The sequence below is a fragment of the Campylobacter sp. 2352 PW genome (genome assembly GCF_024723575.1).
GTDB lineage: Bacteria > Campylobacterota > Campylobacteria > Campylobacterales > Campylobacteraceae > Campylobacter_D.
Map to the genome: position 1 here is coordinate 46,415 of NZ_JANQCX010000007.1, position 25,768 is coordinate 72,182.

Sequence of the window (25,768 nt, forward strand, 5' to 3'; positions counted from 1 at the left end):
TTGCTTTTAAATAAATAAACGCTACAATTTTCCAAATTCTAAAAAGGCAGATTTAAAATGATTAATATTGGAATCCATGGAAGTAGTGGGCGTATGGGTACTCAAATAAGACTTTGCCTAGAAGATGATGAGCAGGCAAAGGCTAGTGCGTTTTTTGATCAAGGATCAAATTATGAAGATTTTTTTAATAAATGTGATGTAATTATTGATTTTTCTACTCCAAAGGGTTGTGAGGATTTACTTTTATATGCAAGAAGTAATCCCAAGCCTTTGGTAATAGGTACTACAGGCTTAGATGCTAAACAAAATGAATTAATGCAAAGCGCAAGTATTACTATGCCTATTCTTTATGCAACTAATATGTCTTTGGGTGTGGCGATTTTAAAAAAGCTTTCTTATTTAGCTAGTGAGACTTTGAGAGATTTTGATATAGAAATACTTGAAATGCATCATAATAAGAAAAAAGATGCTCCAAGTGGTACCGCAATGACTTTAGCACAAAATGTTGCTAAGGCTAGAAATTTAGACTTAGAAAAGGTCAGAGTAAGCGGTAGAGATGGGATTATTGGACAAAGAAGTAAAGATGAAATCGCAGTGATGAGTTTAAGAGGTGGTGATATAGTAGGTTCACATAGGGTTGGTTTTTACAATGAAGGTGAATTTATAGAATTAAATCATACGGCTACTTCAAGAGCTACTTTTGCAAAAGGTGCGATAAAATGTGCAAAATGGTTAGCTTCTCAAGAAAATGGCTTATATGATATAGATGATTGTTTAGGAATTTAAATGTGTGCAGTAGTTGGAGTAATTAATTCAAAAAATGCAAGTACGGTGGCTTATTATGCTTTATTTGCTATGCAACATCGCGGACAAGAAGCAAGTGGGATTAGCGTAAGTGATGGTTTGGGTATCAAAACACACAAAGCTAAAGGTGAAGTAGGGCAAATTTTTAATACACAAATTCTAGCAGGATTAAAAGGCGAGATAGCCATAGGACATAATCGTTATTCTACTGCAGGAAATTCTTCTTTGCATGATGCCCAACCTGTTGCAGCTACTTGTTCTTTGGGTGATATTTCTTTAGTGCATAATGGAAATTTGATTAATAAAGAAGAAGTTAGAAAAGAACTGATTAACAACGGGGCTATTTTTCATTCTAATATGGATACAGAAAATGTGGTACATTTAATAGCAAAAAGCAAAAAAGAAACTTTAAAAGATAGATTTATAGAAAGCTTGACTCAAAGCAAGGGAGCGTATTGCTTTATGCTTGCTAGTAAAAATCAACTTTTTGTAGTAAGAGATCCTTATGGGGTTAGACCTTTATCTTTGGGTAGATTAAAAGATGGTGGGTATATTGTAGCGAGTGAAACTTGCGCTTTTGATTTGATAGAGGCTGAATTTATCCGCGATGTAAAACCAGGTGAGATGTTGATTTTTACTCAAGGTAGTGATGAGTTTGAAAGCATTCAAGTATTTGATAAGACAGACCCAAGAATTTGTGCATTTGAGTATATTTATTTTGCTAGACCTGATAGTATTATAGAAGGTAAAAGCGTATATGAAGTGCGTAAAAAAATGGGTGAAGCCTTGGCTAAAAAATTTAAAGAAAAAGTGGATTTTGTAGTGCCAGTTCCAGATAGTGGTGTAAGTGCTGCTATAGGTTTTGCGCAATATTTAAAAATCCCACTTGAAATGGCAATAGTGAGAAATCACTATGTTGGAAGAACTTTCATAGAGCCAACTCAAGAAATGAGAAATTTGAAGGTAAAATTAAAACTCAATCCTATGAAAAAAGTCTTAGAAGGCAAAGATATAGTGGTGATTGATGATAGTGTGGTAAGAGGAACAACTTCTAAAAAAATTATTGCTCTTTTAAAACAAGCAGGTGCAAGGAAAATCCATTTAGCGATTGCATGTCCAGAAATTAAATTTCCTGATATTTATGGTATAGATACACCTACCTTTGAAGAATTAATCTCAGCTAATAAAAGCGTTGAAGAGGTTAGAGAGTATACAGGTGCAGATAGTTTGACTTTTTTGGATATTAATGAACTAGTTTCAAGTATAGGCGATGAAAGAAAATACTCTTTAATTAGTTTTGATGGGGATTATTTTATTAAATAATCCTTATCTGCATTTTAATTGTTTAAATACCTTATAGCTTTGAAAATGAGGCGGTAATCCCACTTCAAATGAAAAATCTTTATAAGTATGCCCTGGTAAATTTTTTGCAATATTGATATTATATGAAGCATCTCTTTGTTCTTGATTTGCTCTTTTTATGCTATCAAAATTTTGTTGATTAAAGATTTCACCACTTACCTCATGTTTTTTGTTATCATCAATTATCCTAAGTTCTAAAAAGCATTCAGAAATTTTAAAATTAGTATCATTAGTTACTCTACCTTTTACAATAATACTTTCTGTTGCTAAGCGTCTGTAGGTTGAAAAATTACTCAAACTTGCTTTTTTGGTATATTGATCTATAGTTAATAGTAATGAAATGGTTAAAATTAATGCTAGTATAAAACTCACTATGCAAAAAATAATCATATATTTTTTATTTTGAACTTTTAAGTAAAGCAAAACCCAAGTTAAACCTGTAGAAGCTAACATAATAACAATGATTAAAATATGAAAAAATGTAAAATATCCCATTAAAAACACTTTGAACTAATCTCAATGTCAAAATTTTGACCTTCTTTAAAATCGGAAAATTTGGTTTTTAAATTAATAGTTTGTTGTGGATTTATTGTTTTTTCTATCATGGTTGATTTGCTTCTTAGAGGTTTTATAGTATGTATTAAATTTTTAAAAGTACTATTATCATCACTTTTCTTAAAAACTTCTACTTTTAATTTGCAGTATCTAAAGCTTTTTTTGGAAGTATTTGTTAAGCTATAATCAACGCTGAGTGAGTTATCGTATACAAAAAATTGAGCATTATCTAAGCTGGTTATTCTTGATCTGACTTTAGTATCAATTAAAAAATATCCTAAATAAGCGATACCTGCTGAACATAAAATTCCTAAAAAAATCACCATAAAGGCAAAAGCAGGCTTATTTCTGATGATTAAAGCTAAAAATAAAGTGATAATGAAAAAAAATACAACCAAGGCCATTAATAAAAAATCTATTAAGTGTAAATGAGTAGTATAAAAAATCATTTGCTCTCGAATGTGTTGGGCATTCATTATCACTTCTTTAGTTTTTAATTTGCTACTGAGCTTGTTCTTTTACTATCTTTGCTATCAACCCAAATATTTGGCACAGCTCCACCAGGTGTTAAGAAAATTTTGGCATCTTTATTAACCTTAAGTGCTTCGTTAAACTGCTTTTGAGTTTCAATTTGTTTTAAATCAAGCAAAGGGTTATTTAAACTTTTTGCTATTTCTCTATTTGAATACGCTTGTGCATCAGCTTCTATTTTAACCGCACTTGCTCTACCTTTAGCACTAATTATGGTTGCATTTGCTTCCCCTTCAGCTAAAGCTGCTTTTTTAAGTGCTTCTTGATTAGCTCTTTCTACTTCGTATTTGGTTCTTTCAGCTTCTTGTTTAGCAATTTGTACTCTTTCAATTTGCTCTTTTACTTTTATAGGCAAGATAATCTCTCTAAGTTGAACTGCTTGAAGCTCAGCAGGCTCATTTGGTTGGCTTTCTATGGTTTTTCTAATGCCTTGATCAATTTGCACTGCTATGGTGTTGCGATTGGTCGGAAGCTCTTCTGCAGTATATTGACCTACCACATTTCTTACTACATCTCTTACAACCGGATCAATAATTTTATTTTCCCAATTAAGCCCCCAAGTAGCTATGGTTTGAGGAACCTGTAAAGGATTTAATCTATATTGAACAGTTACATCAATAGACACAGGCAAACCTCTTGAATCAAGCACCGAAATACTATTTTTATTTACAACCCCTGAACCTATTTGTAAATTTTCATTTACGCCTTCAATAGAAGCATAATTAATTTGTCTTACTCTAGTATCTACTATAGTGATTTTTTGTAATACTGGCATAAAAAAATGAAGTCCTGGCTCAAGCGGAGTAGGGCTGTATTTACCCGTGGTAGACTTGATCCCCATTTCCCCTGAATTAACTATTGCAAAAGGTTTAAAAAGTGCAAAGACTAAAACAATTGCAATCGCACTATAAATTAATGGAGAAAATTTTCCAAAACCTTTGAAATTAAATTCTGGGGCTTTGAAATTTAAATTTTGCTTATTGTTGTTTTGATTGTTTTTTTTATTAAAATAATCATTCAAATCAGCTGGCATTTAGTTCCTTTGTTAAATATAAGTTAGCATAGAAGCGTATTTTTCATTGCGTCCATAAACTATATCAAAATACGCATTTTGGAGCTTTGTTGTTAGCTCACCTCTTTTTCCATTTCCTATGATTCTTGCGTCAATATTATTTATTGGGGTTATTTCTGCTGCAGTTCCTGTGAAAAATGCCTCATCAGCCACATAAACTTCATCTCTTGAAATTCTTTGGCGCACTACGCTTATGCCCAAATCATGTGCAATTTTTAAAACAGTATCTTGGGTAATACTTTTTAATGAAAAATCATTTGGCGGGGTGATTAATTTCCCGTCTTTAACCATAAAAAAGCACTCGCCTGTCCCTTCTGCTACAAAACCTTCTTCATCAAGCATTAAAGCTTCTTCATATCCTGCTTCTATAGCTTCATATTTAGCCATTTGAGAATTTAAATAATTTGCACTTGCTTTGGCTTTACCTAGGCTAGATTTTACGCTATTTCTAGCAAAAGAAGAAATTTTAACCTTAATACCTTTTTCTAAGCCTTCTTCGCCCAAATAAGCACCCCATTCCCAAGCAGCAATAGCTGCTCTAACAGGAGCTTTAGCATGATAAACTCCCATAGTGCCATCACCTAAAAAGATCAATGGGCGCAAATAAGTGTTATTTTGAAAATCATTTGCTCTTAAAAGTTCAACTTGCGCATTTTCAAGTTCTTCTTGAGAAAAAGGTGAGTTGATTAAAGTGATTTTTGCAGACTCTAAAAGTCTTTTGGTGTGTTCTTTTAATCTAAAAATTGCTAAACCATTTTGTGTTTTATAAGCTCTTGTTCCTTCAAAAACTGCATTTGCATAATGTAATGAATGTGTTAAAACATGAATTTTTGCATCATCAAAATCAATGATTTTTCCATCCATCCAAATTTTTTTTGCCCTAATCATGAGTAAGCCTTTATTGAAAATAAAACTAATTTTATCAAAAATATACTAATAATTGCTAGAATATAGTAAAATTCTTTATTTAAAGCAAGGAAAAACAATGCCTATTATTAGTATCAAACTCGCTAAACCAGAATTTAGCAAAGTACAAAAAGAAGAGTTAATAGCAGATATTACAGAGCTTTTGTATACAAAATATAATAAACCAAAGCAAAATATAGTCATAATGCTAGAAGATATTGAGCCATATAATATTGCTTTTGGTGGTGAAAGTGTAGAAAAATTAAGATTGAAAGGTAAAAAATGAAAGAATTGCAAATTGGCGATAAAGCCCCAGTTTTTGAACTTTTAAATCAAGATAGGGTTAAAATTTCTCTAAGTGATTTTTTGGGTAAAAAAATTATTTTGTATTTTTATCCAAAAGATAATACCCCAGGTTGTACTACACAAGCTTGTGAATTTAGTCAAAATTATGAAGATTTTTTAGGGCAAAATGCTGTGGTTATAGGTATTAGTCCAGATAGTGTGAAATCACATGAAAATTTCATTAAAAAATATGATTTGAAACACACTTTATTAAGTGATAGTGAAAAAGAAATTTGCAAACTTTATGGCGCTTGGGGTTTAAAGAAAAATTATGGAAAAGAGTATGAAGGGCTTATAAGATCTACTTTTGTAGTTGATGAGGAAGGAAATATCGCAAAAATTTATAAAAATGTAAAAGCTAAAGATCATGCTTTTAAGGTGTTAAAAGAATTATGCTAGTACATATTTGTTGTAGTGTGGATAGTCATTATTTTATACAAGAATTAAGCAAAGCCTATCCTGAAGAAAAAATCATCGGGTATTTTTATGACCCAAATATTCATCCATATAGTGAGCATGAACTTAGATTTTTAGATGTTAAACGCAGTTGTGATAAGCTGGGTATTAAACTTTATAAGGGTGAATATGAGTATGAAAAATGGCTTGAGAGTGTAAAGGGTTATGAGGATGAGCCTGAAAAAGGTGCAAGATGTCAAATTTGTTTTGATTTTAGAATGTACAAAAGTGTTGAATTTGCTCAAAAAATAGGAGAAAAAAAACTTACAACAACTCTTTTAACATCTCCTAAAAAAGACCTAGAGCAACTAAAATTAGCTTTGCAAAAAGAATGTGATAAATTTGGCATAGAGTTTTTAGCGCCCGATTTTAGAAAAAATGGAGGTACGCAAAGACAATTTGCCCTAGCAAAGCAAGATATGCTTTATCATCAAAATTATTGTGGTTGTATTTATGCACTTTCTAAACAAAAAGGTCAAAAAGCCTTTATAGATGAGCTGATGAGTCCTATTAATAAACAAATATTGCCTTCAAGTATAGAAGAGAAAATTAAATTCTACAACCAAGTAAAAAATTTAGAAAAAAAGGGCATTAAATTTGAAATTCAAAGAGAGAAATTTTTAAATTATCGCTTGTTAAGGGCTTTGATAAAACAAAACAAGCAAGCTATAAGAACTCATGTTTTATTTTACTCACATTTTAAAAATTCTTACACTAAATTTAGTGTTTTAGATGAGGGTTTAAAGCATTATAAAAGTGCAAAGGATGAGATTAATTTATGGAGTTTTGATTATTTTAATAGCTTATGTAAAATGCGATTTAAAAATTACGAAGATTTTTTACAAAATCCTTTAAAAATAGAGCAAGAAATCAAAATAAGACAAAAGCATTTTGGTGCTTATGATCTTTCACCGGTGATTATTGTTGAAAATATTATTAAAGGTGCTTATGAATTTATGGCAAAAAGTGAAATTTATTTTGATAGCAAAGAAAAGATTGTGAAGTTATAAAACTTAATTAATTTATTAATATTTTTTTTGTAAAATCTGAATTTTGAATATATTTTAAGGCTAAATTTATGATAGATGTAATGCAAATTCAAAAAATTTTACCACATAGGTATCCATTTTTACTTGTAGATAAAATCGTAGAATTAAAAAACAAAGAAGTTGTTAGAGGTTATAAAAATATTAGTATAAGCGATCATGTTTTTATGGGACATTTTCCAGATCATCCAATTTATCCGGGTGTGTTAATTTTAGAAGGTATGGCACAAACCGGAGGGGTTTTAGCATTTGAAAGTATGGATGATAAAGTAGATCCAAGCACTAAGGTAGTGTATTTTACGGGTATTGATAATGCAAAATTTAGAAATCCAGTGCGTCCTGGTGATAGACTTGATTATGAGATGAGTGTAGTAAAAAATCGTGGAAATATGTGGATTTTCCAAGGAAAAGCTTTTGTAGATGGGCAATTAGTTGCAGAAGCTGAACTTAAAGCCATGATAGTAGATAAATGATGAGTAAAATTCATCCAAGTGCAGTTATAGAAGATGGAGCTATTATAGCAGACGATGTTGTAGTAGAAGCTTATACTTATATTGGTAAAAATGCTAACATAGGCGCAAATACCATCATCAAACAAGGTGCAAGAATTTTACCTAATGTAACTATAGGTGAGAATTCGAAAGTGTTTTCTTATGCTATAGTTGGAGATATCCCGCAAGATATATCTTATAAAGATGAGATAAGCTCAGGTGTTATCATAGGAAAGAATGCGGTTATTAGAGAATTTGTTACTATTAACTCAGGTACAGCTAAAGGCGATGGCTTCACAAGGATAGGCGATAATGCTTTTATCATGGCTTATTCTCATATTGCACATGATTGTACTTTAGGAGATCACATCATTTTAGCAAACAATGCTACTTTAGCAGGTCATGTAGAGCTTGGAGATTATACCGTAGTAGGTGGGCTTACTCCAATACATCAATTTGTAAAAGTAGGAGAAGGGTGTATGATAGCAGGTGCTAGCGCACTTTCTCAAGATGTGGTGCCATTTTGCTTGGCTGAGGGAAATCGTGCAAGCATTAGAAGTTTGAATTTAGTAGGCATTAGAAGACGCTTTGATAAAGAAGAAGTGGATGTTTTAAGCAAGGCTTTTAAATTTTTATTCAGACAAGGAAATTTAAAAGATAATGCTTTGAATTTATTAGAAAGTACTTCTAGTGAAAATGTTAAAAAAATGTGTAATTTTATCTTAGAAACAAAAAGAGGAATTCCTATATATAAGGAAAAAAACCATGGTTAAAAGATGTAGTTTTTGCAATGAAATAGAAACAAGTGAAAGAAGAATTTTAGTAAATGATTATAATAATGCCTTTATATGTGAGTATTGTGCTGAAAGTGCTTGTAATATTTTCTTTGGAGAGGAAAAAGAGCTAAAAAATAAAGAAGTTGATAAAGAAAATTTTAAAGACATAACCCCTAAAGAATTAAAAGCATATTTAGATAAATATGTCATCGGGCAAGATAGGGCTAAAAAAATCTTTAGCGTAGGTGTGTATAATCACTACAAAAGACTTTTTAGATCTGACTTAGAAGATGATGATACAGAATTAGCAAAATCAAATATTTTATTAGTAGGTCCAACAGGAAGTGGAAAAACTTTGTTAGCACAAACTTTAGCTAGATTTTTAGATGTGCCTATTGCAATTTGCGATGCGACTTCTTTAACTGAAGCAGGTTATGTGGGAGAAGATGTTGAAAATATCCTTACTCGTCTTTTACAAGCTGCTGATGGAGATGTGCAAAGAGCCCAAAAAGGGATTATATTTATCGATGAGATAGACAAAATCGCAAGAATGGGCGAAAATCGCTCTATTACAAGAGATGTGAGTGGTGAGGGCGTGCAACAAGCTTTGCTTAAAATCATTGAAGGATCTTTGGTAAATATCCCACCAAAAGGTGGTAGAAAACACCCAAATCAAGATTTTATACAAATAGATACGACTAATATTTTGTTTGTGTGTGGTGGAGCTTTTGATGGTATTAGTGATATCATTAAAAGAAAACTAGGCGATAATGTCATGGGCTTTTTTACTGATGATAAAAAAGATGAAAAAGAGGCCTTGCTTCAAAGATTAGAGCCTGATGATTTAGTGCATTTTGGGCTTATCCCTGAACTCATAGGAAGACTGCATGTACTTGCTTCTTTAGAAGAGCTTGATGAAGAAAGCATGGTGCGTATTTTAACTGAGCCAAAAAATGCCATTATTAAACAATATCAAAAACTTTTTGCTATTGATAATGTGGAGTTAAAATTTGAAGATGAGGCACTAAGAGAGATTGCTAAGCTTTCATTAGAGCGTAAAACGGGAGCTAGGGGTTTAAGAAGTATTATTGAAGAGATGATGGTAGATTTGATGTTTGATTTGCCAGAGTATAATGGATATAGCATAGTAATTACTAAAGAAGTGATCAAAGAAGGTGCAAAACCTTTATTTATAAAAAATAAAAAAGTTAAAGGCTGAGAATGATTTTAGATCAAATAATTGGATTTTTTTCAAGTGATATGGGGATTGATTTAGGTACTGCAAATACTTTAGTTTTAGTAAAAGATAAAGGTATAGTGATTGATGAACCTTCAGTTGTTGCAGTAGAGCGTGAAAGATATGGTAGGGTTAAAATTTTAGCTGTTGGAAAAGAAGCTAAGGAAATGGTAGGAAAAACCCCAGGTAATATCGAAGCAATCCGTCCTATGAAAGATGGTGTGATTGCTGATTTTGATATGACTGAAAAAATGATCCGTTATTTTATAGAAAAAACTCATAGAAGAAAATCTTTTTTAAGACCTAGAATTATCATTTCAGTACCTTATGGTTTAACTCAAGTTGAAAGAAAAGCAGTTAGAGAAAGTGCTTTAAGTGCGGGCGCTAGAGAAGTATTTTTGATAGAAGAGCCTATGGCAGCAGCTATTGGTGCAAATTTACCTATTAGAGAGCCTCAAGGGAGCTTGGTGGTAGATATTGGTGGTGGTACAACTGAGATTGGCGTTACTTCTTTAGGTGGACTTGTGATTTCAAAATCTATCCGCACAGCCGGCGATAAACTTGATACTAGTATAGTAAATTATGTAAAAGAAAAATACAATCTTGTCATAGGTGAAAGAACGGGTGAGGAAATTAAAATTGCTATTGGTTCAGCAGTTCAGCTTCCAAAAGAGCTTTCTATGGTGGTTAAAGGGCGCGATCAAGTAACAGGCTTGTTAAATAGAATCGAACTAACAAGTGAAGATGTAAGAGAAGCTATGCGCGAACATTTAAAAGAAATCGCTGATGCTTTAAAAATCGTTCTTGAAATGATGCCGCCTGATCTTGCAGCTGATATTGTTGAAAATGGTGTTGTTTTAACAGGAGGCGGAGCTTTAATACGCGGGCTTGATAAATATTTATCTGAAATTGTAAAACTTCCAGTATATGTAGCTGATGAGCCACTTTTAGCAGTTGCAAAAGGTACAGGTAAAGCTTTAGAAGAAATTTCATTATTACACCAGCTAACGAATGAAGAGTAAAATTCTTAGCGTTTTAATATTATCTTTTTTAGTATTTATTTCGTTTTATTATGGAGATATAATAAAACGAAATGTTTTAGATTTAAATATTGCTATTGTTAATCAATTTTCTCAAAGTATTGATCTTTTAAAAAACAAATTCAACGAACATTTTAACCAAGCTGAAGAAATTAGAACTTTAAGAGAAAGAAATGCCGAGCTTGAAAAAAATAATATCTACATGAAAAACTTTGCTAATGAGCTAAATAATATTTTAAGCGATAAAAACTCAAGTTTTTATTATCCTAATGTGAGTTTAGTTAAGGCAACTTCTTATGCGCAAATTAGTGATTATCATAAGGTTTGGCTTGATGTTGATTATAAAGGAAAAATCAAAGGTTTAATTTATAATGGCTATACAGCAGGCATAGTCATAGAAAAAAATGGTAGAGCTTTGGGGCTTTTGCAAGGTGATGAAGAATGTATTTTTTCTGTTTACATAGGTAAAGAACAAGCACCAGGTATAGCTCATGGAAGAAATGATTATATTTTAGTTAAGTATATTCCTAAATGGCTTGAGCTTAAAATGGGCGATAAGGTTTATACAAGTGGTTTGGATGAGATTTTCTTTTCAGGAATTCCAGTGGGAGAAATTTTTAAAATAGAAGAAGAGGGTGCTTATCAAAATGCTTATGTTAAACCCTATGCTAAGATGAAAGTACCAAGCTATTTTTATATGGTAGAAAATTTATAGTAAAAAATTATTTATTTTAATTAATATAAATTATTATTTATAATTAAATATTACAATAGCTTCTAAGTTTAAAACTAGGAGCTTTAATGAAAAAATATATCAGCAGTTGTTTGGCTATTTGTTGTTTAAGTGGTGCTATTTATGCAAACGAAGGAGAATATGATGCGCAAAAAATAGCAGATATTTTTTATCAACTTAATGCAGACCCTAAAAATCCAAAAGCAAAAGTTAATCATGCAAAGGGCTTTTGTGCTATGGGAACTTTTGAGCCAGCTTTGTCTATCAATAAAGAAGTTGATGTGCCTTTATTAACACAAAAAAGCTTGCCGATTCAAGTAAGATATTCTTTGGGCGGCGCTTTTAAAGATGATAAAAGTAAAACAAGGGGTATGGCTATTAGAATTATTGATCCTAAAGATTCTGCCTCTTGGACTATGGTTATGCTAAATACAGAAATAAATTTTGCAAAAAATCCTAAAGAGTTTGGTCAGTTTTTTGAAATGAGACTTCCTGTAAATGGTAAAGTCGATCAAGAAAAAATAAGCAAGATGTTGAAAGAGGTTGATTCTTATAGAAATTTTGCTGCATATACGGATAAAATTGGTATCAGTAAAAGCGTAGCAAATACTCCATTTTTTAGTATCCATACTTTTTATTTTAAACAAGCAAATGGAGAAAATTATCTACCAGCAAGATGGAAATTAGTTCCAAGCGAAGGTGTGGCGTATTTAAATGAGGCACAAATGAAAAGTGCAAGTAGTGATTTTTTAAAAGAAGATTTTCAAAATCGTATAGAGACTAATAAGCCAGTTGAGTATAAGATGTATTTAGTATATGCAAATAAAAATGATATTACCAATGATACAACGGCTTTGTGGAGTGGTAAACACAAAGAAAGTTTAGTTGGGACTTTTAAAGTTAATGCTTTGAGCAAGGAAGATTGTAATTTTGATGTATATTTTCCTTCAGATGTACCTCAAGGGGTTAATCCACCACAAGATCCTTTATTTGATGTAAGAAATGAAGCTTATGCTATAACTTTTGGTAAGCGTCAATAAAATTTAGCTCTTTAAGAGCTAAATTCTTTATTAATTTCAACTTCTAAAAAACTTATATTTGTTATAATTTTGCTAAAAATTCAGCTTAGGAAAATACATGCCAAAAAGAACAGATATAAAAAATATATTATTAATAGGCAGTGGGCCTATCGTTATAGGTCAAGCTTGCGAGTTTGATTACTCAGGAACTCAAGCAGCAAAAACCTTAAAAGAGCTAGGTTATAGAGTGGTTTTGATCAATTCTAATCCAGCTACTATTATGACAGATCCTGAATTTGCTGATGCAACTTATATAGAACCAATTACCAAAGAAAGTATTCTAAGTATAATCACAAAAGAAAAAATCGATGCGATTTTACCTACTATGGGTGGCCAAGTTGCTTTGAATGTTGCTATGGAAGTTTATGAAAGTGGCGAGCTTGCAGATGTAAAATTTTTAGGTGCAAATCCTGAAGCGATAAAAAAAGGTGAAGATAGACAAGTTTTTAAAGAATGTATGAAAAAAATTGGCATGGATTTGCCAAAATCTATGTATGCGTATAATTATGAAGAGGCTTTAAAAGCTGTTGATGAGATTGGTTTTCCTTTGATGATTAGAGCTTCTTTTACCTTAGGTGGTGCAGGAAGTGGCGTGGTGTATAATATGGATGAGTTTGCAGAACTTGCAAATACTGCTTTGGCACTAAGCCCTATCCATGAAATTTTAATTGAAGAAAGCTTGCTTGGTTGGAAAGAATACGAAATGGAAGTCATTAGAGATAAAAATGATAATTGTATTATCGTTTGCTCTATTGAAAATATTGATCCTATGGGGGTTCATACGGGCGATTCTATTACTATAGCTCCTGCTTTAACTTTGACTGATAAAGAATACCAAGCAATGCGTAATGCTTCTTTTGCTATTTTAAGAGAAATCGGAGTGGATACAGGCGGATCAAATGTGCAATTTGCTATCAATCCAACTAATGGTAGAATGATAGTTATTGAAATGAATCCTAGGGTTTCAAGATCTTCAGCCCTAGCTAGCAAAGCAACGGGTTATCCTATAGCTAAGGTAGCTACGCTTTTAGCGGTTGGATTTAGTTTAGATGAGATTAAAAATGATATCACAGGAACTCCTGCTTCATTTGAACCAGTAATTGATTATATCGTAACCAAAATTCCTCGTTTTACTTTTGAAAAATTCCCAAATGCAAACACAGAGCTAGGTACTGCTATGAAAAGCGTGGGTGAGGTTATGGCTATAGGGAGAACTTTTAAAGAAAGCATTCAAAAAGCACTTTGCTCACTTGAGAGAAATTTAAGCGGGTTTGATACTATAGAATGTGATAAAAATGAGCTTTTAGCAAAAATTCGCCAAGCTAATGAAAAACGCTTGCTTTATATAGCACAAGCTTTTAGAGAAGGTTTTAGCACACAAGAGCTTTTTGAGCTTTGCAAAATAGATCCTTGGTTTTTAAATCAAATCAAAGAAATAGTGGAATTTGAAAACCAAATAGATATGGATATTTTAAGCAATAAACAACTATTAAGAAAAGCCAAAACCTTAGGTTTTTCAGATAAAAAAATCGCTAGCTTAATTAATCAAAAAGATAATCTTGAGCTAAGCCAAAATGATATTTATTATGCAAGAATTAAACATAAAATCATTGCTCAATATAGCGAAGTAGATACTTGTGCAGGCGAATTTGAAGCACTAACCCCATATTTATACTCAAGTATTAATGCAAATGAAGCTACACAAGTAAAAGAAAGTAAAGATAAAAAAGATAAAAAAGTGATGATTATAGGTGGTGGACCAAATCGCATAGGACAAGGTATTGAGTTTGATTATGCTTGTGTGCATGCTTCTTTTGCTCTAAAAGATATGGGCGTAAAAACTATAATGTATAATTGTAACCCAGAAACGGTTTCAACAGATTATGATACAAGTGATATTTTATATTTTGAGCCGATTGATTTTGAGCATTTAAGAGCGGTTATTGATAGAGAAAGACCAGATGGAGTGATAGTGCATTTTGGTGGTCAAACTCCGCTTAAATTTGCAAAACGTCTTAGTGCTTTTGGAGCAAAGATTATTGGAACAAGTGCAAGGGTGATAGATTTAGCTGAAGATAGAAAGAAATTTGCGAAATTTATTGAAGATTTAGGCATAAATCAACCTAAAAATGGCACAGCTATAAGCGTTGAAGAAGCGATTATAAAAGCAAATGAGATAGGTTATCCTGTGCTTGTTAGACCAAGCTATGTTTTGGGTGGTCGTGCAATGCGTGTGGTGCATGATGAGAGCGAGCTTAGACTTTATATGCAAGAAGCAGTGGATGTGAGTGATAAATCTCCGGTATTAATCGATCAATTTTTAGACAATGCAACTGAGCTTGATGTAGATGCGATAAGCGATGGAAAAGAAGTTTATGTAGCAGGTATTATGGAGCATATTGAAGAAGCAGGAATTCACTCAGGTGATAGTGCTTGTTCTTTACCTGCTGTAAATATTGATGAAGCTATGCTTGAAATGATTGAGCAAAAAACAAAAGATATTGCTTTAAATTTAGGTGTAGTAGGGCTTTTAAATATACAATTTGCTATCCATGATAATAAACTTTATATGATAGAAGTAAATCCAAGAGCTAGTAGAACTGTGCCTTTTGTGAGTAAAGCTACAGGAATTCCTTTAGCTAAGGTTGCAACGCGCGTGATGTGGCAAGGAAATTTAAGAGAAAGTTTGAAATTTTATGATACTTTTAAAGTGGTAGAGGAAAAAAATGGAATTTTAAGAGCTAAAAAACCAAAACATATTAGTGTAAAATCAGTGGTATTTCCTTTTGCTAAACTTAGCGGAAGTGACCTTGAGCTTGGGCCTGAAATGCGCTCAACCGGCGAAGTTATGGGTGTAAGCAAAGACTTTGAAAACTCTTATGCAAAAAGCCAACTTGCTTCTTCAAATTTCTTACCAGAAAGTGGCAATGTATTTTTATCACTAAGAGAACAAGATAAAAAATACGCAGTAGATTTAGCTAATGAATACATTAAGCTAGGATTTAAAATCATTGCTACAAGTGGAACTTATAAAATTTTACAAGAAGCAGGTTTGGAGTGTGAATTTGTGCATAAAATTTCTGAAGGGCGCCCAAATGTAGAGGATAAGTTAAAAAATTCTCAAATTCAACTTGCTATTAATACTAGCGATGAGCATAGTTTTAAAGGTGATACTAAAAAAATTAGAGCAAATATTTTACGCTTTAAAACCCCATATTTTACCAACCTAAGAGCAGCGTATGCAGGTGCTAAAGCGATTAAAGCTATACAAAATAAATCATGCCTTGAAGTAAAGAGCTTACAAGAATACTTAAAAGCATGATTTATCTTGCTCAAACTGATACAACAGCAGGGTTTTTAAGCAAGGACTTAAAAACCCTTAATACTTTAAAGAAAAGACCTTTAAAGCAAGATTGTTTAATTACTACGGCTAAATTTAGTGAGCTTAAAAAACTTACAAGAGTACCAAGTCATTTTAAAAACACTATTAGAAAATCCAAAAAAACTACTTTTTTATATCCTAATTCTAAAGCAATACGCGTCGTGAAAGATTGTGCTCATGAGGAATTTTTAAAAGAGTTTGATTGGCTTTATTCTACTTCTGCAAATCTTCATGGAAAAAAATTTGATCTAAATTGGGCTATGCAAAATGCAGATCAAATAGTAGATGAAAAGTTTTTTGAAAGCGGAGCCTCAAAGATTTTTAAACTTCGAGGCATTAAAAAAGTTAAGTTGCGCTAATTATTTTCCAAGTGGCCAAAATACTTTTGGTTCTTCACCGATTTTTGCTTGTCCATGATACATTCCAAGTTTATCTTTAGTCCAAGCATAGCCAACTTTTCCATTTTTATCTATAGAGATGATTCCACCTGTGCCACCAAGTTTAGCTACTTGTTTGATAGTTTCTTCGGCTGCTTTTTGTACTGAAAGTTTTTTGTATTTATACAAAGACGCAACTTCATGAGCCACAGCCACTCTTATATAAATATCACCTGTTCCTGTGCAAGAAATCGCAACTGAGTCATTATTTGCATAATTTCCTGCCCCTATGATAGGAGAATCTCCAATGCGTCCTGTCATTTTATTTGTAGTGCCACCTGTGCTTGTGCCCGCTGCAAGATTGCCATTTTTATCTAAAGCTATCGCACCTACTGTGCCTAAATATGGCTCTGTGCTTACACCAAGATGAGCCTTTGCTTTATCACTATCTAGTAATACTTCTTTGCTTTTTTTAGCTTCTTGAAGTTGTTTGTATCTGTGCTCTGTGAAAAAATATTTTTGTCCTACTATTTCTAAACCATGTTTTTTGGCTAATTTATCAGCACCTTCTCCTGCTATTAAAGTATGAGGTGTTTTTTCCATAACAAGTCTTGCTGCCTCTATAGGATTTTTAATCGTCCTAGCCATAGCAATTGCACCTGCTCTTAAATTTTTTCCATCCATTATAGATGCATCAAGTTCGTTAAATCCATCGGAAGTAAAAACAGCACCTTTTCCAGCGTTAAATTCAGGACTATCTTCCATTACTTTAATGGCAGCTATAACTGCATCAACAGAGCTTCCACCTTTTTCAAGTATGCTTTGGCCCGCTTTTAAAGATTCTTTCATTACCTTTTCTCTTTTAGCAAATTCTTCTTTAGTAAGTCCTAAGCCACTTGTACCACCGTGTATCACGATGATAGGTTCAAAATCTTTTGCAAAAGTATTATTACTTGTTAAAAATGCTAAACTAGCTAATATTAATAAAGCCTTTTTACTATTTGTTAAAAAACTCATTTTTATCTCCTTTTTACAAGCTTTTGATTCTATAATAATAAAAATTAAATATAAATTAATATTATAAAAATATTTATAATAATGATATTTTTTATTATTATATGTTTAGTTTTTGATTAAAGTTTTATTTTTGTAATTTTAGCTATAATTTGCGCTTTTGAAAAAAGGTAGATTATGATAGAAAGAACAAAAATAAGCTCTAATTTTGGTTGGTTTATGGTGATTTTAGGTGGTTTGGTTGAGTGTTTTTGGGTGAGTGGTTTAAAATACTCTACTGAAATTTGGCATTATGCTTTAACAGCCATTGGGGTTTGCATATCTTTTACATGTTTTTTAAAAGCTTGTGAAAGACTTGAAGTAAGCATTGCTTATAGTGTTTTTGTAGGTATTGGCACGGTTGGGGTGGTGCTTAATGAGATGTTTATTTTCAATGAGCCAAGTTCTATTACCAAACTTACTTTAATAGCTATTTTACTTTTAAGTATCATAGGCCTTAAAATCATTAGCAAGGAAGCTAAATAATGGAATGGTTCTTTTTGTTTTTAGCGACTGCTTTTGAAATTTTTGGTGTGATTATCATGAAACAACTTGTAAGCACTAAAAATAAGCTTTATCTTTTAGCTTTGATAGTGTGTTTTGGTTTTTCTTTTGGATTTTTAAGTCTTAGCATGCAAAGTATTGCTATGAGTGTGGCTTATTCTATATGGACAGGAGCTGGAACTGCAGGTGGGGTTATCATTGGAGTGCTTTTTTATAAAGAAAGTAAAAGCTTTTTAAAGCTTTTTTTAATTGCTCTTATCATTGCTTGTACTGTGGGTTTAAAAATACTTTCATAGGTTTAAAATGAAAATATATATTAGCGGCATAGACACAGATGTTGGCAAAACTTATCTAAGTGCTAGACTTTGTAAAGAATTGGGTTTTGATTATTTTAAGCTTATCCAAGCAGGCGCGCCAAAAGATAGTGAGGTAGTAGCTGAGTTTAGTCCAAAAACTAAGATTTTTAAAGAAGGTGTGTTTTTACAAACTCCTGCTTCCCCGCACAAAGGCAGGATTTTAGAAAATTTAAGCTATAAAGCTTTTGATATACAAATTCCACAAAGTGAAAAACTCATTATCGAGCTAGCTGGTGGGCTTTTTTCTCCTCTTGATGATGAAAAAACGATGATTGATTATATGAGTGCGTTTAAGCACCCTACGATTTTAGTGGCAAAAGACTATCTAGGAAGTATCAATCACACGCTTTTAAGTATAGAAGCACTAAAACAAAGAGATATTAAAATCCTTGCTTTAATCTTAAAAACCCAAGATAATTTTAGCAAGGATTTTATAGGCAATTACGCTAAAATTCCTATCATAGAATTTGATGATAAAGTGTGCGAAAAGCTTTCAAAAATCCTTGAAAATCTCTCTTAAAGACTGCACTACATAAGCAATCTCATCTTCATTTATAACATATGGTGGCATGAAATAAATTGTATTTCCAAGTGGTCTTAAAAGTAAGCCTTTTTCTAAGGCTCTTTGAAAGACTTCAAGTCCTGCTCTTTGGTATTTGCTTTTTTGTATATCAAATGCACTTACCATACCTAAATTTCTAAAATTTCCTAAAAAGTCAAATTCTTTTAAACTATCCCATTGAGTTTTTATAAAAGCACTTTTGATTTTATTTTTTGCGATGATGTTTTCTTTTTCAAAAATATCCAAAGTCGCATTAGCCGCTGCACAAGCTAGGGCATTACCCGTGTAAGAGTGAGAGTGTAAAAAGGCCTTTTGGCTCTCATAACTATCATAAAATTTCTCATAAATTTCATCTTTAGTAAGCACCACTGAAAGTGGTAAATACCCACCCGTGATAGCTTTAGAAAGACATATATAATCAATGCTTTGCGAGCAATAATCAAGCGTAAACATTTCTCCTGTGCGTCCAAAACCTGTGGCTATCTCATCAAATACCACTTGCACACCATAATCTTTAGCAAGTTTAATCGCCTCATCTAAATACCCAAGCTCATACATGTGCATATTGCCCGCACATTGAAGCAAAGGCTCAAGTATAAAAGCACAAATTTCATGATGATGATTTTTTAAAATACTTTCTAAAATTTCGAGTTCTTTTGTATAGTCTTTGCTTGTTGGCACAGGTGTTGTGATACTTTTTAAAAGTAAAGGCTCATAGGTTTTTTTATAAAGAGCTACGTCGCCAACGCTTAATGCACCTAAGGTTTCTCCGTGGTAAGAATTGCTAAGTGATAAGAATTTATCCTTTTTAGAGCCATTGTTTAAGTGGTATTGAAAACTCATTTTTAAAGCCACTTCTATGGCTGAACTACCATTATCTGCAAAAAAGCATTTATTAAAAGGTAAAAGCTCACAAAGTCTTTGCGAAAGCTTTATGATAGGCTCATGTGAAAAACCAGCAAGCAAGACATGCTCTAAATTTTGAAGTTGATCTTTGATTTTTTCATTGATGTATTCATTACAATGACCAAAGATATTTACCCACCAAGAGCTAATGCAGTCTATGTAGGATTTTTCATCAAAATCATACAAATACACCCCCTTAGCCTTTTTTATAGGTATTAAAGGTAAAAACTCATGATCGCTCATTTGTGTGCAAGGGTGCCAAATGTGTTTTAAGTCTAGTTCTTTTAAATTCATTTTTACTTCTTTGATTTTTATTACTAATGATACTACAATTTTTACTCAAATTTATGCTTTAAAATGAAAAAGGATTATTTAGAAAATATTTATATAATTAGCTTTTATCTTAAATTTAGAGGTAAAGTATGAAAAAAGTATTGATTATCCTAACGATTTTATTTTCAAATTTTGCATACTCACAAGAGGATTTGTTTTTAAAAGGACTTGAAGCTTATGAGAGTGGTGATTATATAAAAGCTATGAAGTATTACAAACAAGCGTGTGATTTAAATAACGGGGACGGCTGTTCTAATCTTGGTGTCATGTATGAAGATGGAAAAGGTGTTGAAAAAGATAATTTCAAAGCAGTGGAATTTTATCAAAAAGCTTGCAAATTGAATGATAATGTAGGTTGCTCTCACCTTGGGTATATGTATGCAAATGGATATGGTGTAAAAAAAGATAATTTTAAAGCAATTAGTTTTTTTCAAAAGGCTTGTGATTTAAACAATGGTTTTGGTTGTAGTGCTACTGGTGTTATGTATGCAAATGGATATGGTGTAAAAAAAGATAATTTCAAAGCGGTAGAGTTTTATCAAAATGCTTGTGATTTAAATGATAACTTGGGTTGCTTTAATCTTGCTATTATGTATGAAAATGGCAAAGGTATTAGAAAGGATCTTTCTAAAGCTTTAGAATATTTTGGCAAGGCTTGTGATTTAAAAAATGATTTAGGTTGTCAAGCTTACGCAAGGCTTAAACAATAATGCAAATTGCACAAATTTTAGATGAGTTAAAACAACAAAATAATTTTAGAATTCTACGCTCATTAAAACATGAGGGAAAATATGTCGTTTATAATGGGCAAAAATTGCTGAATTTAGCGAGCAATGATTATCTAAATTTAAGTAATGAAAAAGCATTAAAGCAAGATTTTTTAACGCATTTAAAAGAATTTGAATTTTCTAGTTCAAGTTCAAGAAGCTTGAGTGGAAATTATGCGATTTTTGATGAATTTGAAAGCTTTTTAGAAGCTAAATTAGGCAAAAAAATTTTGCATTTTAACAACGGCTATGCCTTAAATGTTAGCTGTTTGCAAGCTTTAGCAAGCATTAAAAATACTTTGTTTTTAGCAGATAAACAAGTGCATGCAAGTATCATCGATGGTTTAAGGCTTGGCGGGGCTAAATTTATAAGATTTAAGCACAATGATATAAAGCATTTACAAAGCTTAGTGCAAAAGCATTATAAAGAATTTGAAAATATCATCATCGTAAGTGAAGCGTTATTTAGTATGGATGGAGATTTTGCACCTATAAAAGAATTCATAAATTTAAAAAAAGAGTTTAAAAATATCAAAATTTATATTGATGAAGCTCATAGCATAGGGTGTTTTAATGATGATGGTTTGGGTTATGTGAGATTTTTGGGCTTAGAAAAGGAAGTGGATTTTTTAGTTTTTACCTTTGGTAAGGCTATAGCTTCTATGGGGGCTTGCATGATAAGTAATGAAAAAGATTTTTTTATCAATAAAGCAAGAGCTTTTATATACTCAACTGCTATTGCACCTATCAATATAGCTTGGACTTTGCATGTTTTTAAGCATTTGCATGAATTTAATGCTCAAAGAAAAGAGCTTTTAGAGTTAAGCGCTTGGTTTAAAAATGCTTTAGCAAGTAAAGGTGTGGTTTTAGGCGAGGCTTATGTGATATCTTTTATTTTAGGGCAAAATGCGCTAGCTAGTGAAATTTCACAAAAGCTTTTAGAAAATGGTATTTTCGCACCTGCTATTAAAGAGCCAACCGTGGCTAAAAATACAGCTAGAATTCGCTTTTCTTTGCATGCTGGTTTAGTGAAAAAAGACTTAGAAAAGGTTTTGGAGGTACTTTGAAAACTCATTTTTTACATAAAAATGCAAATTCATCTGAGTTGATTTTATTTTTTTCAGGGTTTTGCTCACATTTTAGCCATTTTGCGCATTTAAAAAGTGATGTAAATGTTTTAATGGTGTATGATTATACGAGTTTTGGTTGGGAAATTAATCTTCATAAATTTGAAAAAATCACTCTTATTAGCTTTTCTATGGGAGTTTGCGTGGCGAGTAAAATTTTAAAAGATATGAAATTTGATAAAAAAATAGCCATAAATGGCACAAATTTACCTATAGATGATGAATTTGGGATTAAAAAAGCCATTTTTAAACTTACTATGAAAAGATTTGCTTTGGAAGATTTTAAAGTAAATTTGCTTGAAAAAAGAATGAATTTAAGTGATGGATTTTATTTTGAAAAAAACGAGCATTTAAAAGCAGAACTTCTAAGCTTATATGAGTTTTGCACTAAAGATTTAAACGAAAATTTCACTTGGGATAAAGCCATAATTAGCAAAGAGGATAAAATCTTTCCACCAAAGCATGTTTTGAATTTTTTCAAAGAAAAGGCAATGTTTGTTGATGAGCCACATTTTATATTTTTTAAATACCACACTTGGGAAGCACTTTGCAAACTTTCATAAGAGCAAAAGACACTTATAGCGCAAATACACCTGTGCAAAAAGAAATGGCTAAAGAGCTTTGTAAAATGCTTGTTGAGAATGATTTGAGCGATTTTGAAGCGGTGTTTGAATTTGGCTGTGGAGTAGGGATTTTTAGCAAGGCTTTGCAAGAGTGTATTAAATTTAAGCATTATTTTTTAAATGATATTTATCCTTTTGAAAATCCTTGTAAGTTTGATGAATTTGGTGTTTTTGATATGAATGAGCTTAAAAATCATCATTTTTATACGAAAAAATTTGATCTTATAGCTTCCAATGCTTGTATGCAGTGGCTAAAGATAGATGAGCTTTTAGAAAATCTTGCAAGCATGCTAAATAAAAATGGGATTTTGCTTTTTTCTACTTTTGGAGAAAAAAATTTCACTCAAATAAAGCAAAGCACTAATTTATCACTTAAATATTTAACTTTAGAGCAAATTGCACAAAAGCTTTCTAAAAATTTTAAGATTATAAAAGCAAAAGAAGAATTAAAAGAGCTAAGATTTGATGATACTTTAGAGCTTTTTAGGCATTTGAAATTAAGCGGGGTAAATGCTTTGAGTGAAAAATTTTTCATAGGCAAGGCATTTTTAAAAAACTATGAAAAAGAATTTCAAAATACCTTGACTTATCATCCTTTATTTTTTATGTGCCAAGTTTATTAAATTTGATAGATATTTTTTTGCTAATTCTTCTCTTAGATAAAGTTTGTTAAAATCACTTATATCCATACATAAAGCAAAAGCATAAATTTGATGAGTTTTTTTATCTTTTATAAAACCTACGATTTGTCCGTATTTTTCTTTACCCCAGCCTGTTTTTGCAAAAAACTCATAATGGTCGTTTTCACTAAGTTTTATTATATTTATAATTTCTTTTTGTATATTTTTAGGATAATCTAATTTTAGATTTGCTAGTTCAAAAAGTAAGTTTGCTTGTTCTTTAAGACTAATTTGTAAAGAATCATCTATCCAAAATTCATCGATTTTACTTATTTTTTGGTTGCCATAGTTGAGTTTATTTAGGTTTTTTTGCATTTTTTCTAAGCCGATTTTTCTAGCTAGTTCTTTATAGGCAGGTAGTTGTGATCTTTGCATAGCTAGGGCTAAATTTGCGTCATTTTTCCAAAAGGGTAAAAATACCTTTTCGCCTTTGTAATGATAAAAAATCTCATTAGTATTTTTCACAATACCTTCATTAAGTGCGATTAGGGTGTTGAAAATTTTAAAAGTGGAGGCAGGTAAAATGCGTTTGTTTGCTTTTTTAAAATCATTACTATAATAATCCTTGCCATCATAAGCTATAAAAGTCCCACTTTTGTTGTAATCTTTAAAAAGATCTTTTAAATTTTCATTTGCCAAAGTAAAAGAGCAAAAAAGACTAAAAAGTAAAAGTAATTTTTTCAATTTATTTCCTTTTTCATTAAAAAATTTTTCAATTCTTGTTGATCTCTTATAGCAATGTTTTCTTTGATGATTTTAAATCCTGCTTTTAAAAAGAAATTTTTAGCACTAAGGCTAGCAAAAGTATAAATTTCACTATAAGGATAGTTTTTAAGAGCAAATTCCAATAAAGCTTTGCCATAACCTTGATGAGCATAGTTTGCATGAGTAAAGCAAAGATCGAGTGTTTTTTCTTCTAAATTTATACTTATAAAAGATATGATTTGGCCTTTTTCTTCATAAACAAAACCTAGTTGATTTTGAAATTTTCTTTCCCAAGCTTTTTGGTCTATATTAATCCATGCATGAATTTGTTCTTTTGTGTAATCATTTTTACAAAGAGTGGATACGCTTTGCTTAAAAAGCTTGATGCAAGAAGTTAAGTCTTTTATATCAAGCTTTCTTATCAAGCACTTTCCTTAAAGCCAAAGAAGCTAAAGCAAGTCCAAAAGAGGCTGTCACACCCATAAATGAGCCAAGATCTTTACAATGAGCTTCTTCATCTGAAAATACCACATCAAAATCCCCTTTAAAGCCTGATTTTCTAAGCTCATAACGGAATTTTTTAGCTAGGGCATCGCCATGTGTTTTAAATATACTTGTCGTTTTAATACGCGTCGGATCAAGCTTTCTAGCTCCACCAGTTGATGAGATAAAAATTTGCTTTTTTAAATCAACTAAATTAGCCAAAGCAACCTTAGCAGGTATATCATCAATCGCATCGATGATTAAATCAAACTCACTTAGATCAAAACTTTTTAAAAACTCATCATCGATTTTACTAACTATGCCTTTGGCATTGTAAATGCGTTCAAAAACCTTAGCTTTTTCTACGCCTATATTTTCACTATGAAGTTGGCGGTTTTGATTAGTAGTTTCAAATTTATCTGCATCGATTAAAGTTAGATTGCTAAAGCCACTTCTAAAAAGCGCATCAACACAAATTCCACCAACTCCACCAAGTCCGCAAACTAAAACTTTGGTATTTTGAAATTTAATAAAATTTTCTTCATTAACAAGCCATTTTATACGCGTGTATCTATCCATTTTTCATCCATTTTTTGAGATTTTTCATTTGATTATAAGCTGTTAGATCAAGCATTATAGGTGTTATTGTGGCATAGCCTTGTTTTAAAAGTGCTATGTCTGAGTCTTTTTCATTTTCATGATCAAGATTAGCAGCAGCTAGCCAGTAGTATTCTACACCTCTTGGATTTGTATTTGAGTGTGCTTCATAACTATAAATTCTTTTACCTGCTTTGCAAATTTTTAAGCCTTGAAAGGCTGTTTTACTAGAAGGAAAGTTGATATTTAAAAATTCTTTTTTATCTAAAGGAAAGCCCTTTTCAAAGATATTTTTGACTATTTTTTTAGTAAGCTTTAAAGCAAGTTTATAATCAAGCTCTTTTTGGCTATCTTTGTAAAATTGTGATAAAGCAATTGCAGGAATTCCATGAAGCACTGCTTCCATAGCACCTGCGCAAGTTCCTGAGTAGGTTATATCCTCGCCTACATTAGCACCTTTGTTAATCCCACTTATGACAAGATCAGGCAAACGCTTTTTGTATAAAGCATGCAAAGCAAGATAAACACAATCTGCAGGTGTGCCATCATCAAGTTTATAAAATCTTTTTCCAACCTTGTGAAATCTTAAAGGTTTGGTTAGTGTTATGGAGTGCGAGCATGCTGATTTTTCACTAGCAGGAGCTACTATGGTGATTTTAGCTTTAAAATGCTTTCTTAGCATTTTAATAAGCTTTTTTAAGCCTTCGCTTTCATAGCCATCATCGTTTGTTATTAAAATTTCTTTCATATTTTTTCCTTTTTTTAAATTTTAACACAAGTGATAAAATATTTTTTAAAATAAAGAAAAATTATTAGTGGTGTTTTGTATTATAATTTATTTATAATTATGATAGTATATTTAAATTTAATTCAAGGAGGA

The 25,768-nt window shown here is 31.6% G+C and carries 30 protein-coding genes; 20 read left to right on the forward strand and 10 right to left on the reverse strand.

The genetic code is table 11. The annotated features are described in order from the left end of the window. The first annotated feature begins 57 nt into the window (after window positions 1–57). Window positions 58–786, forward strand: coding sequence for a 4-hydroxy-tetrahydrodipicolinate reductase (dapB, locus tag CAMP5121_RS05250; RefSeq protein WP_263706762.1), 729 nt, complete (start codon window positions 58–60; stop codon window positions 784–786). Next, the gene (gene purF, locus CAMP5121_RS05255) at window positions 787–2,127 is read left to right on the forward strand and encodes an amidophosphoribosyltransferase (RefSeq protein WP_337214978.1); all 1,341 of its coding nucleotides are present in this window, start codon (window positions 787–789) and stop codon (window positions 2,125–2,127) included. It abuts the gene before it with no gap. A 3-nt stretch (window positions 2,128–2,130) separates the two neighbouring features. Here purF and CAMP5121_RS05260 read toward each other — a convergent pair whose 3' ends face one another. Genes CAMP5121_RS05260 through ilvE form a run of 4 tightly spaced genes read right to left on the reverse strand, consistent with a single transcriptional unit; the run spans window position 2,131 to window position 5,212 of the window. After that, window positions 2,131–2,661: a DUF2393 domain-containing protein gene (locus tag CAMP5121_RS05260; protein WP_263663889.1), complete on the reverse strand. Its 531-nt coding sequence runs from the start codon at window positions 2,659–2,661 to the stop codon at window positions 2,131–2,133. Beyond that, window positions 2,661–3,197, reverse strand: coding sequence for a DUF2393 domain-containing protein (locus CAMP5121_RS05265; protein ID WP_263663890.1), 537 nt, complete (start codon window positions 3,195–3,197; stop codon window positions 2,661–2,663). The genes CAMP5121_RS05260 and CAMP5121_RS05265 overlap by 1 nt, the downstream gene beginning before the upstream one ends. A gap of 17 nt (window positions 3,198–3,214) precedes the next feature. Next, window positions 3,215–4,285 (reverse strand): prohibitin family protein, encoded by a 1,071-nt coding sequence (locus CAMP5121_RS05270; protein ID WP_263663891.1) that lies wholly within the window; start codon window positions 4,283–4,285, stop codon window positions 3,215–3,217. A 12-nt stretch (window positions 4,286–4,297) separates the two neighbouring features. After that, complete coding sequence (gene ilvE, locus CAMP5121_RS05275) at window positions 4,298–5,212, reverse strand: branched-chain-amino-acid transaminase (RefSeq protein ID WP_337214979.1); 915 nt, start codon at window positions 5,210–5,212, stop codon at window positions 4,298–4,300. Between the two features lie 97 nt (window positions 5,213–5,309). Between ilvE and CAMP5121_RS05280 the strand changes: the two genes are divergently transcribed. From CAMP5121_RS05280 to CAMP5121_RS05330, 11 genes are all read left to right on the forward strand, one after another. Beyond that, window positions 5,310–5,516, forward strand: coding sequence for a tautomerase family protein (locus tag CAMP5121_RS05280; RefSeq protein ID WP_263679503.1), 207 nt, complete (start codon window positions 5,310–5,312; stop codon window positions 5,514–5,516). After that, a complete protein-coding gene (gene bcp, locus CAMP5121_RS05285; RefSeq protein ID WP_337214980.1) occupies window positions 5,513–5,974 on the forward strand; it encodes a thioredoxin-dependent thiol peroxidase in 462 nt (153 codons plus the stop codon). The genes CAMP5121_RS05280 and bcp overlap by 4 nt, the downstream gene beginning before the upstream one ends. Further along, entirely contained in the window at window positions 5,968–7,041 is a 1,074-nt protein-coding gene (locus CAMP5121_RS05290; protein ID WP_337214981.1) for an epoxyqueuosine reductase QueH, read from the forward strand. The genes bcp and CAMP5121_RS05290 overlap by 7 nt, the downstream gene beginning before the upstream one ends. Window positions 7,042–7,109: 68 nt before the next feature. After that, a complete protein-coding gene (gene fabZ, locus CAMP5121_RS05295; protein ID WP_039619275.1) occupies window positions 7,110–7,550 on the forward strand; it encodes a 3-hydroxyacyl-ACP dehydratase FabZ in 441 nt (146 codons plus the stop codon). Continuing rightward, a complete protein-coding gene (gene lpxA, locus CAMP5121_RS05300; RefSeq protein ID WP_337215018.1) occupies window positions 7,550–8,341 on the forward strand; it encodes an acyl-ACP--UDP-N-acetylglucosamine O-acyltransferase in 792 nt (263 codons plus the stop codon). Before fabZ ends, lpxA begins: the two co-directional genes overlap by 1 nt. Next, a complete protein-coding gene (clpX, locus tag CAMP5121_RS05305) occupies window positions 8,334–9,563 on the forward strand; it encodes an ATP-dependent Clp protease ATP-binding subunit ClpX (RefSeq protein ID WP_039619273.1) in 1,230 nt (409 codons plus the stop codon). Before lpxA ends, clpX begins: the two co-directional genes overlap by 8 nt. Window positions 9,564–9,565: 2 nt before the next feature. Next, a complete protein-coding gene (locus CAMP5121_RS05310) occupies window positions 9,566–10,603 on the forward strand; it encodes a rod shape-determining protein (protein WP_012662095.1) in 1,038 nt (345 codons plus the stop codon). Then, window positions 10,593–11,336: a rod shape-determining protein MreC gene (mreC, locus tag CAMP5121_RS05315; RefSeq protein WP_337214982.1), complete on the forward strand. Its 744-nt coding sequence runs from the start codon at window positions 10,593–10,595 to the stop codon at window positions 11,334–11,336. The genes CAMP5121_RS05310 and mreC overlap by 11 nt, the downstream gene beginning before the upstream one ends. 86 nt (window positions 11,337–11,422) lie before the next feature. Continuing rightward, window positions 11,423–12,394 (forward strand): catalase, encoded by a 972-nt coding sequence (locus CAMP5121_RS05320; protein ID WP_337214983.1) that lies wholly within the window; start codon window positions 11,423–11,425, stop codon window positions 12,392–12,394. Window positions 12,395–12,491: 97 nt separating this feature from the next. Beyond that, window positions 12,492–15,755 carry a carbamoyl-phosphate synthase large subunit gene (gene carB / locus CAMP5121_RS05325; protein WP_337214984.1) on the forward strand — a complete coding sequence of 1,088 codons (3,264 nt, stop codon included), beginning with the start codon at window positions 12,492–12,494 and terminating at the stop codon, window positions 15,753–15,755. After that, window positions 15,752–16,174 carry a Sua5 YciO YrdC YwlC family protein gene (locus tag CAMP5121_RS05330; protein WP_337214985.1) on the forward strand — a complete coding sequence of 141 codons (423 nt, stop codon included), beginning with the start codon at window positions 15,752–15,754 and terminating at the stop codon, window positions 16,172–16,174. The genes carB and CAMP5121_RS05330 overlap by 4 nt, the downstream gene beginning before the upstream one ends. On the opposite strand, the gene CAMP5121_RS05335 is transcribed toward CAMP5121_RS05330, so the two are convergent. Beyond that, on the reverse strand, window positions 16,175–17,209 hold the full coding sequence (locus CAMP5121_RS05335) for an isoaspartyl peptidase/L-asparaginase family protein (RefSeq protein ID WP_263736597.1): 1,035 nt from the start codon (window positions 17,207–17,209) through the stop codon (window positions 16,175–16,177). A 174-nt stretch (window positions 17,210–17,383) separates the two neighbouring features. Between CAMP5121_RS05335 and CAMP5121_RS05340 the strand changes: the two genes are divergently transcribed. The 3 genes from CAMP5121_RS05340 to bioD are packed head-to-tail and all read left to right on the forward strand — an operon-like array spanning window position 17,384 to window position 18,625. Next, entirely contained in the window at window positions 17,384–17,731 is a 348-nt protein-coding gene (locus CAMP5121_RS05340; RefSeq protein WP_087699708.1) for a DMT family transporter, read from the forward strand. Then, entirely contained in the window at window positions 17,731–18,045 is a 315-nt protein-coding gene (locus CAMP5121_RS05345) for a DMT family transporter (RefSeq protein ID WP_039619256.1), read from the forward strand. Before CAMP5121_RS05340 ends, CAMP5121_RS05345 begins: the two co-directional genes overlap by 1 nt. A 7-nt stretch (window positions 18,046–18,052) precedes the next feature. Next, the gene (gene bioD / locus CAMP5121_RS05350; RefSeq protein ID WP_337214986.1) at window positions 18,053–18,625 is read left to right on the forward strand and encodes a dethiobiotin synthase; all 573 of its coding nucleotides are present in this window, start codon (window positions 18,053–18,055) and stop codon (window positions 18,623–18,625) included. Here the strand turns inward: bioD and CAMP5121_RS05355 are convergent. Beyond that, window positions 18,599–19,867 (reverse strand): adenosylmethionine--8-amino-7-oxononanoate transaminase, encoded by a 1,269-nt coding sequence (locus CAMP5121_RS05355; protein ID WP_337214987.1) that lies wholly within the window; start codon window positions 19,865–19,867, stop codon window positions 18,599–18,601. The two genes, bioD and CAMP5121_RS05355, sit on opposite strands and share 27 nt — an antisense overlap. Before the next feature lie 128 nt (window positions 19,868–19,995). Here CAMP5121_RS05355 and CAMP5121_RS05360 point away from each other — a divergent pair, with 128 nt between their 5' ends. From CAMP5121_RS05360 to bioC, 4 genes are read left to right on the forward strand one after another with little or no spacing between them, the layout of a single operon-like run. After that, complete coding sequence (locus tag CAMP5121_RS05360; RefSeq protein WP_337214988.1) at window positions 19,996–20,616, forward strand: tetratricopeptide repeat protein; 621 nt, start codon at window positions 19,996–19,998, stop codon at window positions 20,614–20,616. Then, window positions 20,616–21,740: an aminotransferase class I/II-fold pyridoxal phosphate-dependent enzyme gene (locus CAMP5121_RS05365; protein ID WP_337214989.1), complete on the forward strand. Its 1,125-nt coding sequence runs from the start codon at window positions 20,616–20,618 to the stop codon at window positions 21,738–21,740. Before CAMP5121_RS05360 ends, CAMP5121_RS05365 begins: the two co-directional genes overlap by 1 nt. Then, window positions 21,737–22,363 carry a pimeloyl-ACP methyl esterase BioG family protein gene (locus tag CAMP5121_RS05370; protein WP_337214990.1) on the forward strand — a complete coding sequence of 209 codons (627 nt, stop codon included), beginning with the start codon at window positions 21,737–21,739 and terminating at the stop codon, window positions 22,361–22,363. Before CAMP5121_RS05365 ends, CAMP5121_RS05370 begins: the two co-directional genes overlap by 4 nt. Beyond that, window positions 22,348–23,046, forward strand: coding sequence for a malonyl-ACP O-methyltransferase BioC (gene bioC / locus CAMP5121_RS05375; protein ID WP_337214991.1), 699 nt, complete (start codon window positions 22,348–22,350; stop codon window positions 23,044–23,046). Before CAMP5121_RS05370 ends, bioC begins: the two co-directional genes overlap by 16 nt. Here bioC and blaOXA read toward each other — a convergent pair. Genes blaOXA through surE form a run of 4 tightly spaced genes read right to left on the reverse strand, consistent with a single transcriptional unit; the run spans window position 23,020 to window position 25,636 of the window. Beyond that, window positions 23,020–23,787, reverse strand: a complete 768-nt coding sequence (blaOXA, locus tag CAMP5121_RS05380; RefSeq protein ID WP_337214992.1) for an OXA-493 family class D beta-lactamase — start codon at window positions 23,785–23,787, stop codon at window positions 23,020–23,022. The genes bioC and blaOXA overlap by 27 nt on opposite strands. After that, on the reverse strand, window positions 23,784–24,233 hold the full coding sequence (locus CAMP5121_RS05385) for a GNAT family N-acetyltransferase (protein ID WP_263725155.1): 450 nt from the start codon (window positions 24,231–24,233) through the stop codon (window positions 23,784–23,786). The genes blaOXA and CAMP5121_RS05385 overlap by 4 nt, the downstream gene beginning before the upstream one ends. After that, window positions 24,217–24,870, reverse strand: coding sequence for a ThiF family adenylyltransferase (locus tag CAMP5121_RS05390; RefSeq protein ID WP_214099256.1), 654 nt, complete (start codon window positions 24,868–24,870; stop codon window positions 24,217–24,219). Before CAMP5121_RS05390 ends, CAMP5121_RS05385 begins: the two co-directional genes overlap by 17 nt. Continuing rightward, window positions 24,863–25,636, reverse strand: a complete 774-nt coding sequence (gene surE, locus CAMP5121_RS05395; RefSeq protein ID WP_047208632.1) for a 5'/3'-nucleotidase SurE — start codon at window positions 25,634–25,636, stop codon at window positions 24,863–24,865. Before surE ends, CAMP5121_RS05390 begins: the two co-directional genes overlap by 8 nt. Window positions 25,637–25,768 lie beyond the last annotated feature (132 nt).

What these genes read in the sequence shown, in the direction of transcription:
- bcp (WP_337214980.1), top strand. Translation starts at nt 5,513, where the DNA reads ATGAAAGAATTGCAAATTGGCGATAAAGCCCCAGTTTTTGAACTTTTA.
- fabZ (WP_039619275.1), top strand. Translation starts at nt 7,110, where the DNA reads ATGATAGATGTAATGCAAATTCAAAAAATTTTACCACATAGGTATCCA.
- purF (WP_337214978.1), top strand. Translation starts at nt 787, where the DNA reads ATGTGTGCAGTAGTTGGAGTAATTAATTCAAAAAATGCAAGTACGGTG.
- CAMP5121_RS05330 (WP_337214985.1), top strand. Translation starts at nt 15,752, where the DNA reads ATGATTTATCTTGCTCAAACTGATACAACAGCAGGGTTTTTAAGCAAG.
- CAMP5121_RS05365 (WP_337214989.1), top strand. Translation starts at nt 20,616, where the DNA reads ATGCAAATTGCACAAATTTTAGATGAGTTAAAACAACAAAATAATTTT.
- CAMP5121_RS05265 (WP_263663890.1), bottom strand. Translation starts at nt 3,197, where the DNA reads ATGAATGCCCAACACATTCGAGAGCAAATGATTTTTTATACTACTCAT.
- CAMP5121_RS05320 (WP_337214983.1), top strand. Translation starts at nt 11,423, where the DNA reads ATGAAAAAATATATCAGCAGTTGTTTGGCTATTTGTTGTTTAAGTGGT.
- CAMP5121_RS05290 (WP_337214981.1), top strand. Translation starts at nt 5,968, where the DNA reads ATGCTAGTACATATTTGTTGTAGTGTGGATAGTCATTATTTTATACAA.
- carB (WP_337214984.1), top strand. Translation starts at nt 12,492, where the DNA reads ATGCCAAAAAGAACAGATATAAAAAATATATTATTAATAGGCAGTGGG.
- CAMP5121_RS05345 (WP_039619256.1), top strand. Translation starts at nt 17,731, where the DNA reads ATGGAATGGTTCTTTTTGTTTTTAGCGACTGCTTTTGAAATTTTTGGT.
- clpX (WP_039619273.1), top strand. Translation starts at nt 8,334, where the DNA reads ATGGTTAAAAGATGTAGTTTTTGCAATGAAATAGAAACAAGTGAAAGA.
- bioD (WP_337214986.1), top strand. Translation starts at nt 18,053, where the DNA reads ATGAAAATATATATTAGCGGCATAGACACAGATGTTGGCAAAACTTAT.
- ilvE (WP_337214979.1), bottom strand. Translation starts at nt 5,212, where the DNA reads ATGATTAGGGCAAAAAAAATTTGGATGGATGGAAAAATCATTGATTTT.
- CAMP5121_RS05355 (WP_337214987.1), bottom strand. Translation starts at nt 19,867, where the DNA reads ATGAATTTAAAAGAACTAGACTTAAAACACATTTGGCACCCTTGCACA.
- CAMP5121_RS05310 (WP_012662095.1), top strand. Translation starts at nt 9,566, where the DNA reads ATGATTTTAGATCAAATAATTGGATTTTTTTCAAGTGATATGGGGATT.
- mreC (WP_337214982.1), top strand. Translation starts at nt 10,593, where the DNA reads ATGAAGAGTAAAATTCTTAGCGTTTTAATATTATCTTTTTTAGTATTT.
- CAMP5121_RS05270 (WP_263663891.1), bottom strand. Translation starts at nt 4,285, where the DNA reads ATGCCAGCTGATTTGAATGATTATTTTAATAAAAAAAACAATCAAAAC.
- CAMP5121_RS05360 (WP_337214988.1), top strand. Translation starts at nt 19,996, where the DNA reads ATGAAAAAAGTATTGATTATCCTAACGATTTTATTTTCAAATTTTGCA.
- CAMP5121_RS05280 (WP_263679503.1), top strand. Translation starts at nt 5,310, where the DNA reads ATGCCTATTATTAGTATCAAACTCGCTAAACCAGAATTTAGCAAAGTA.
- CAMP5121_RS05390 (WP_214099256.1), bottom strand. Translation starts at nt 24,870, where the DNA reads ATGGATAGATACACGCGTATAAAATGGCTTGTTAATGAAGAAAATTTT.
- CAMP5121_RS05260 (WP_263663889.1), bottom strand. Translation starts at nt 2,661, where the DNA reads ATGGGATATTTTACATTTTTTCATATTTTAATCATTGTTATTATGTTA.
- dapB (WP_263706762.1), top strand. Translation starts at nt 58, where the DNA reads ATGATTAATATTGGAATCCATGGAAGTAGTGGGCGTATGGGTACTCAA.
- CAMP5121_RS05335 (WP_263736597.1), bottom strand. Translation starts at nt 17,209, where the DNA reads ATGAGTTTTTTAACAAATAGTAAAAAGGCTTTATTAATATTAGCTAGT.
- lpxA (WP_337215018.1), top strand. Translation starts at nt 7,550, where the DNA reads ATGAGTAAAATTCATCCAAGTGCAGTTATAGAAGATGGAGCTATTATA.
- surE (WP_047208632.1), bottom strand. Translation starts at nt 25,636, where the DNA reads ATGAAAGAAATTTTAATAACAAACGATGATGGCTATGAAAGCGAAGGC.
- CAMP5121_RS05340 (WP_087699708.1), top strand. Translation starts at nt 17,384, where the DNA reads ATGATAGAAAGAACAAAAATAAGCTCTAATTTTGGTTGGTTTATGGTG.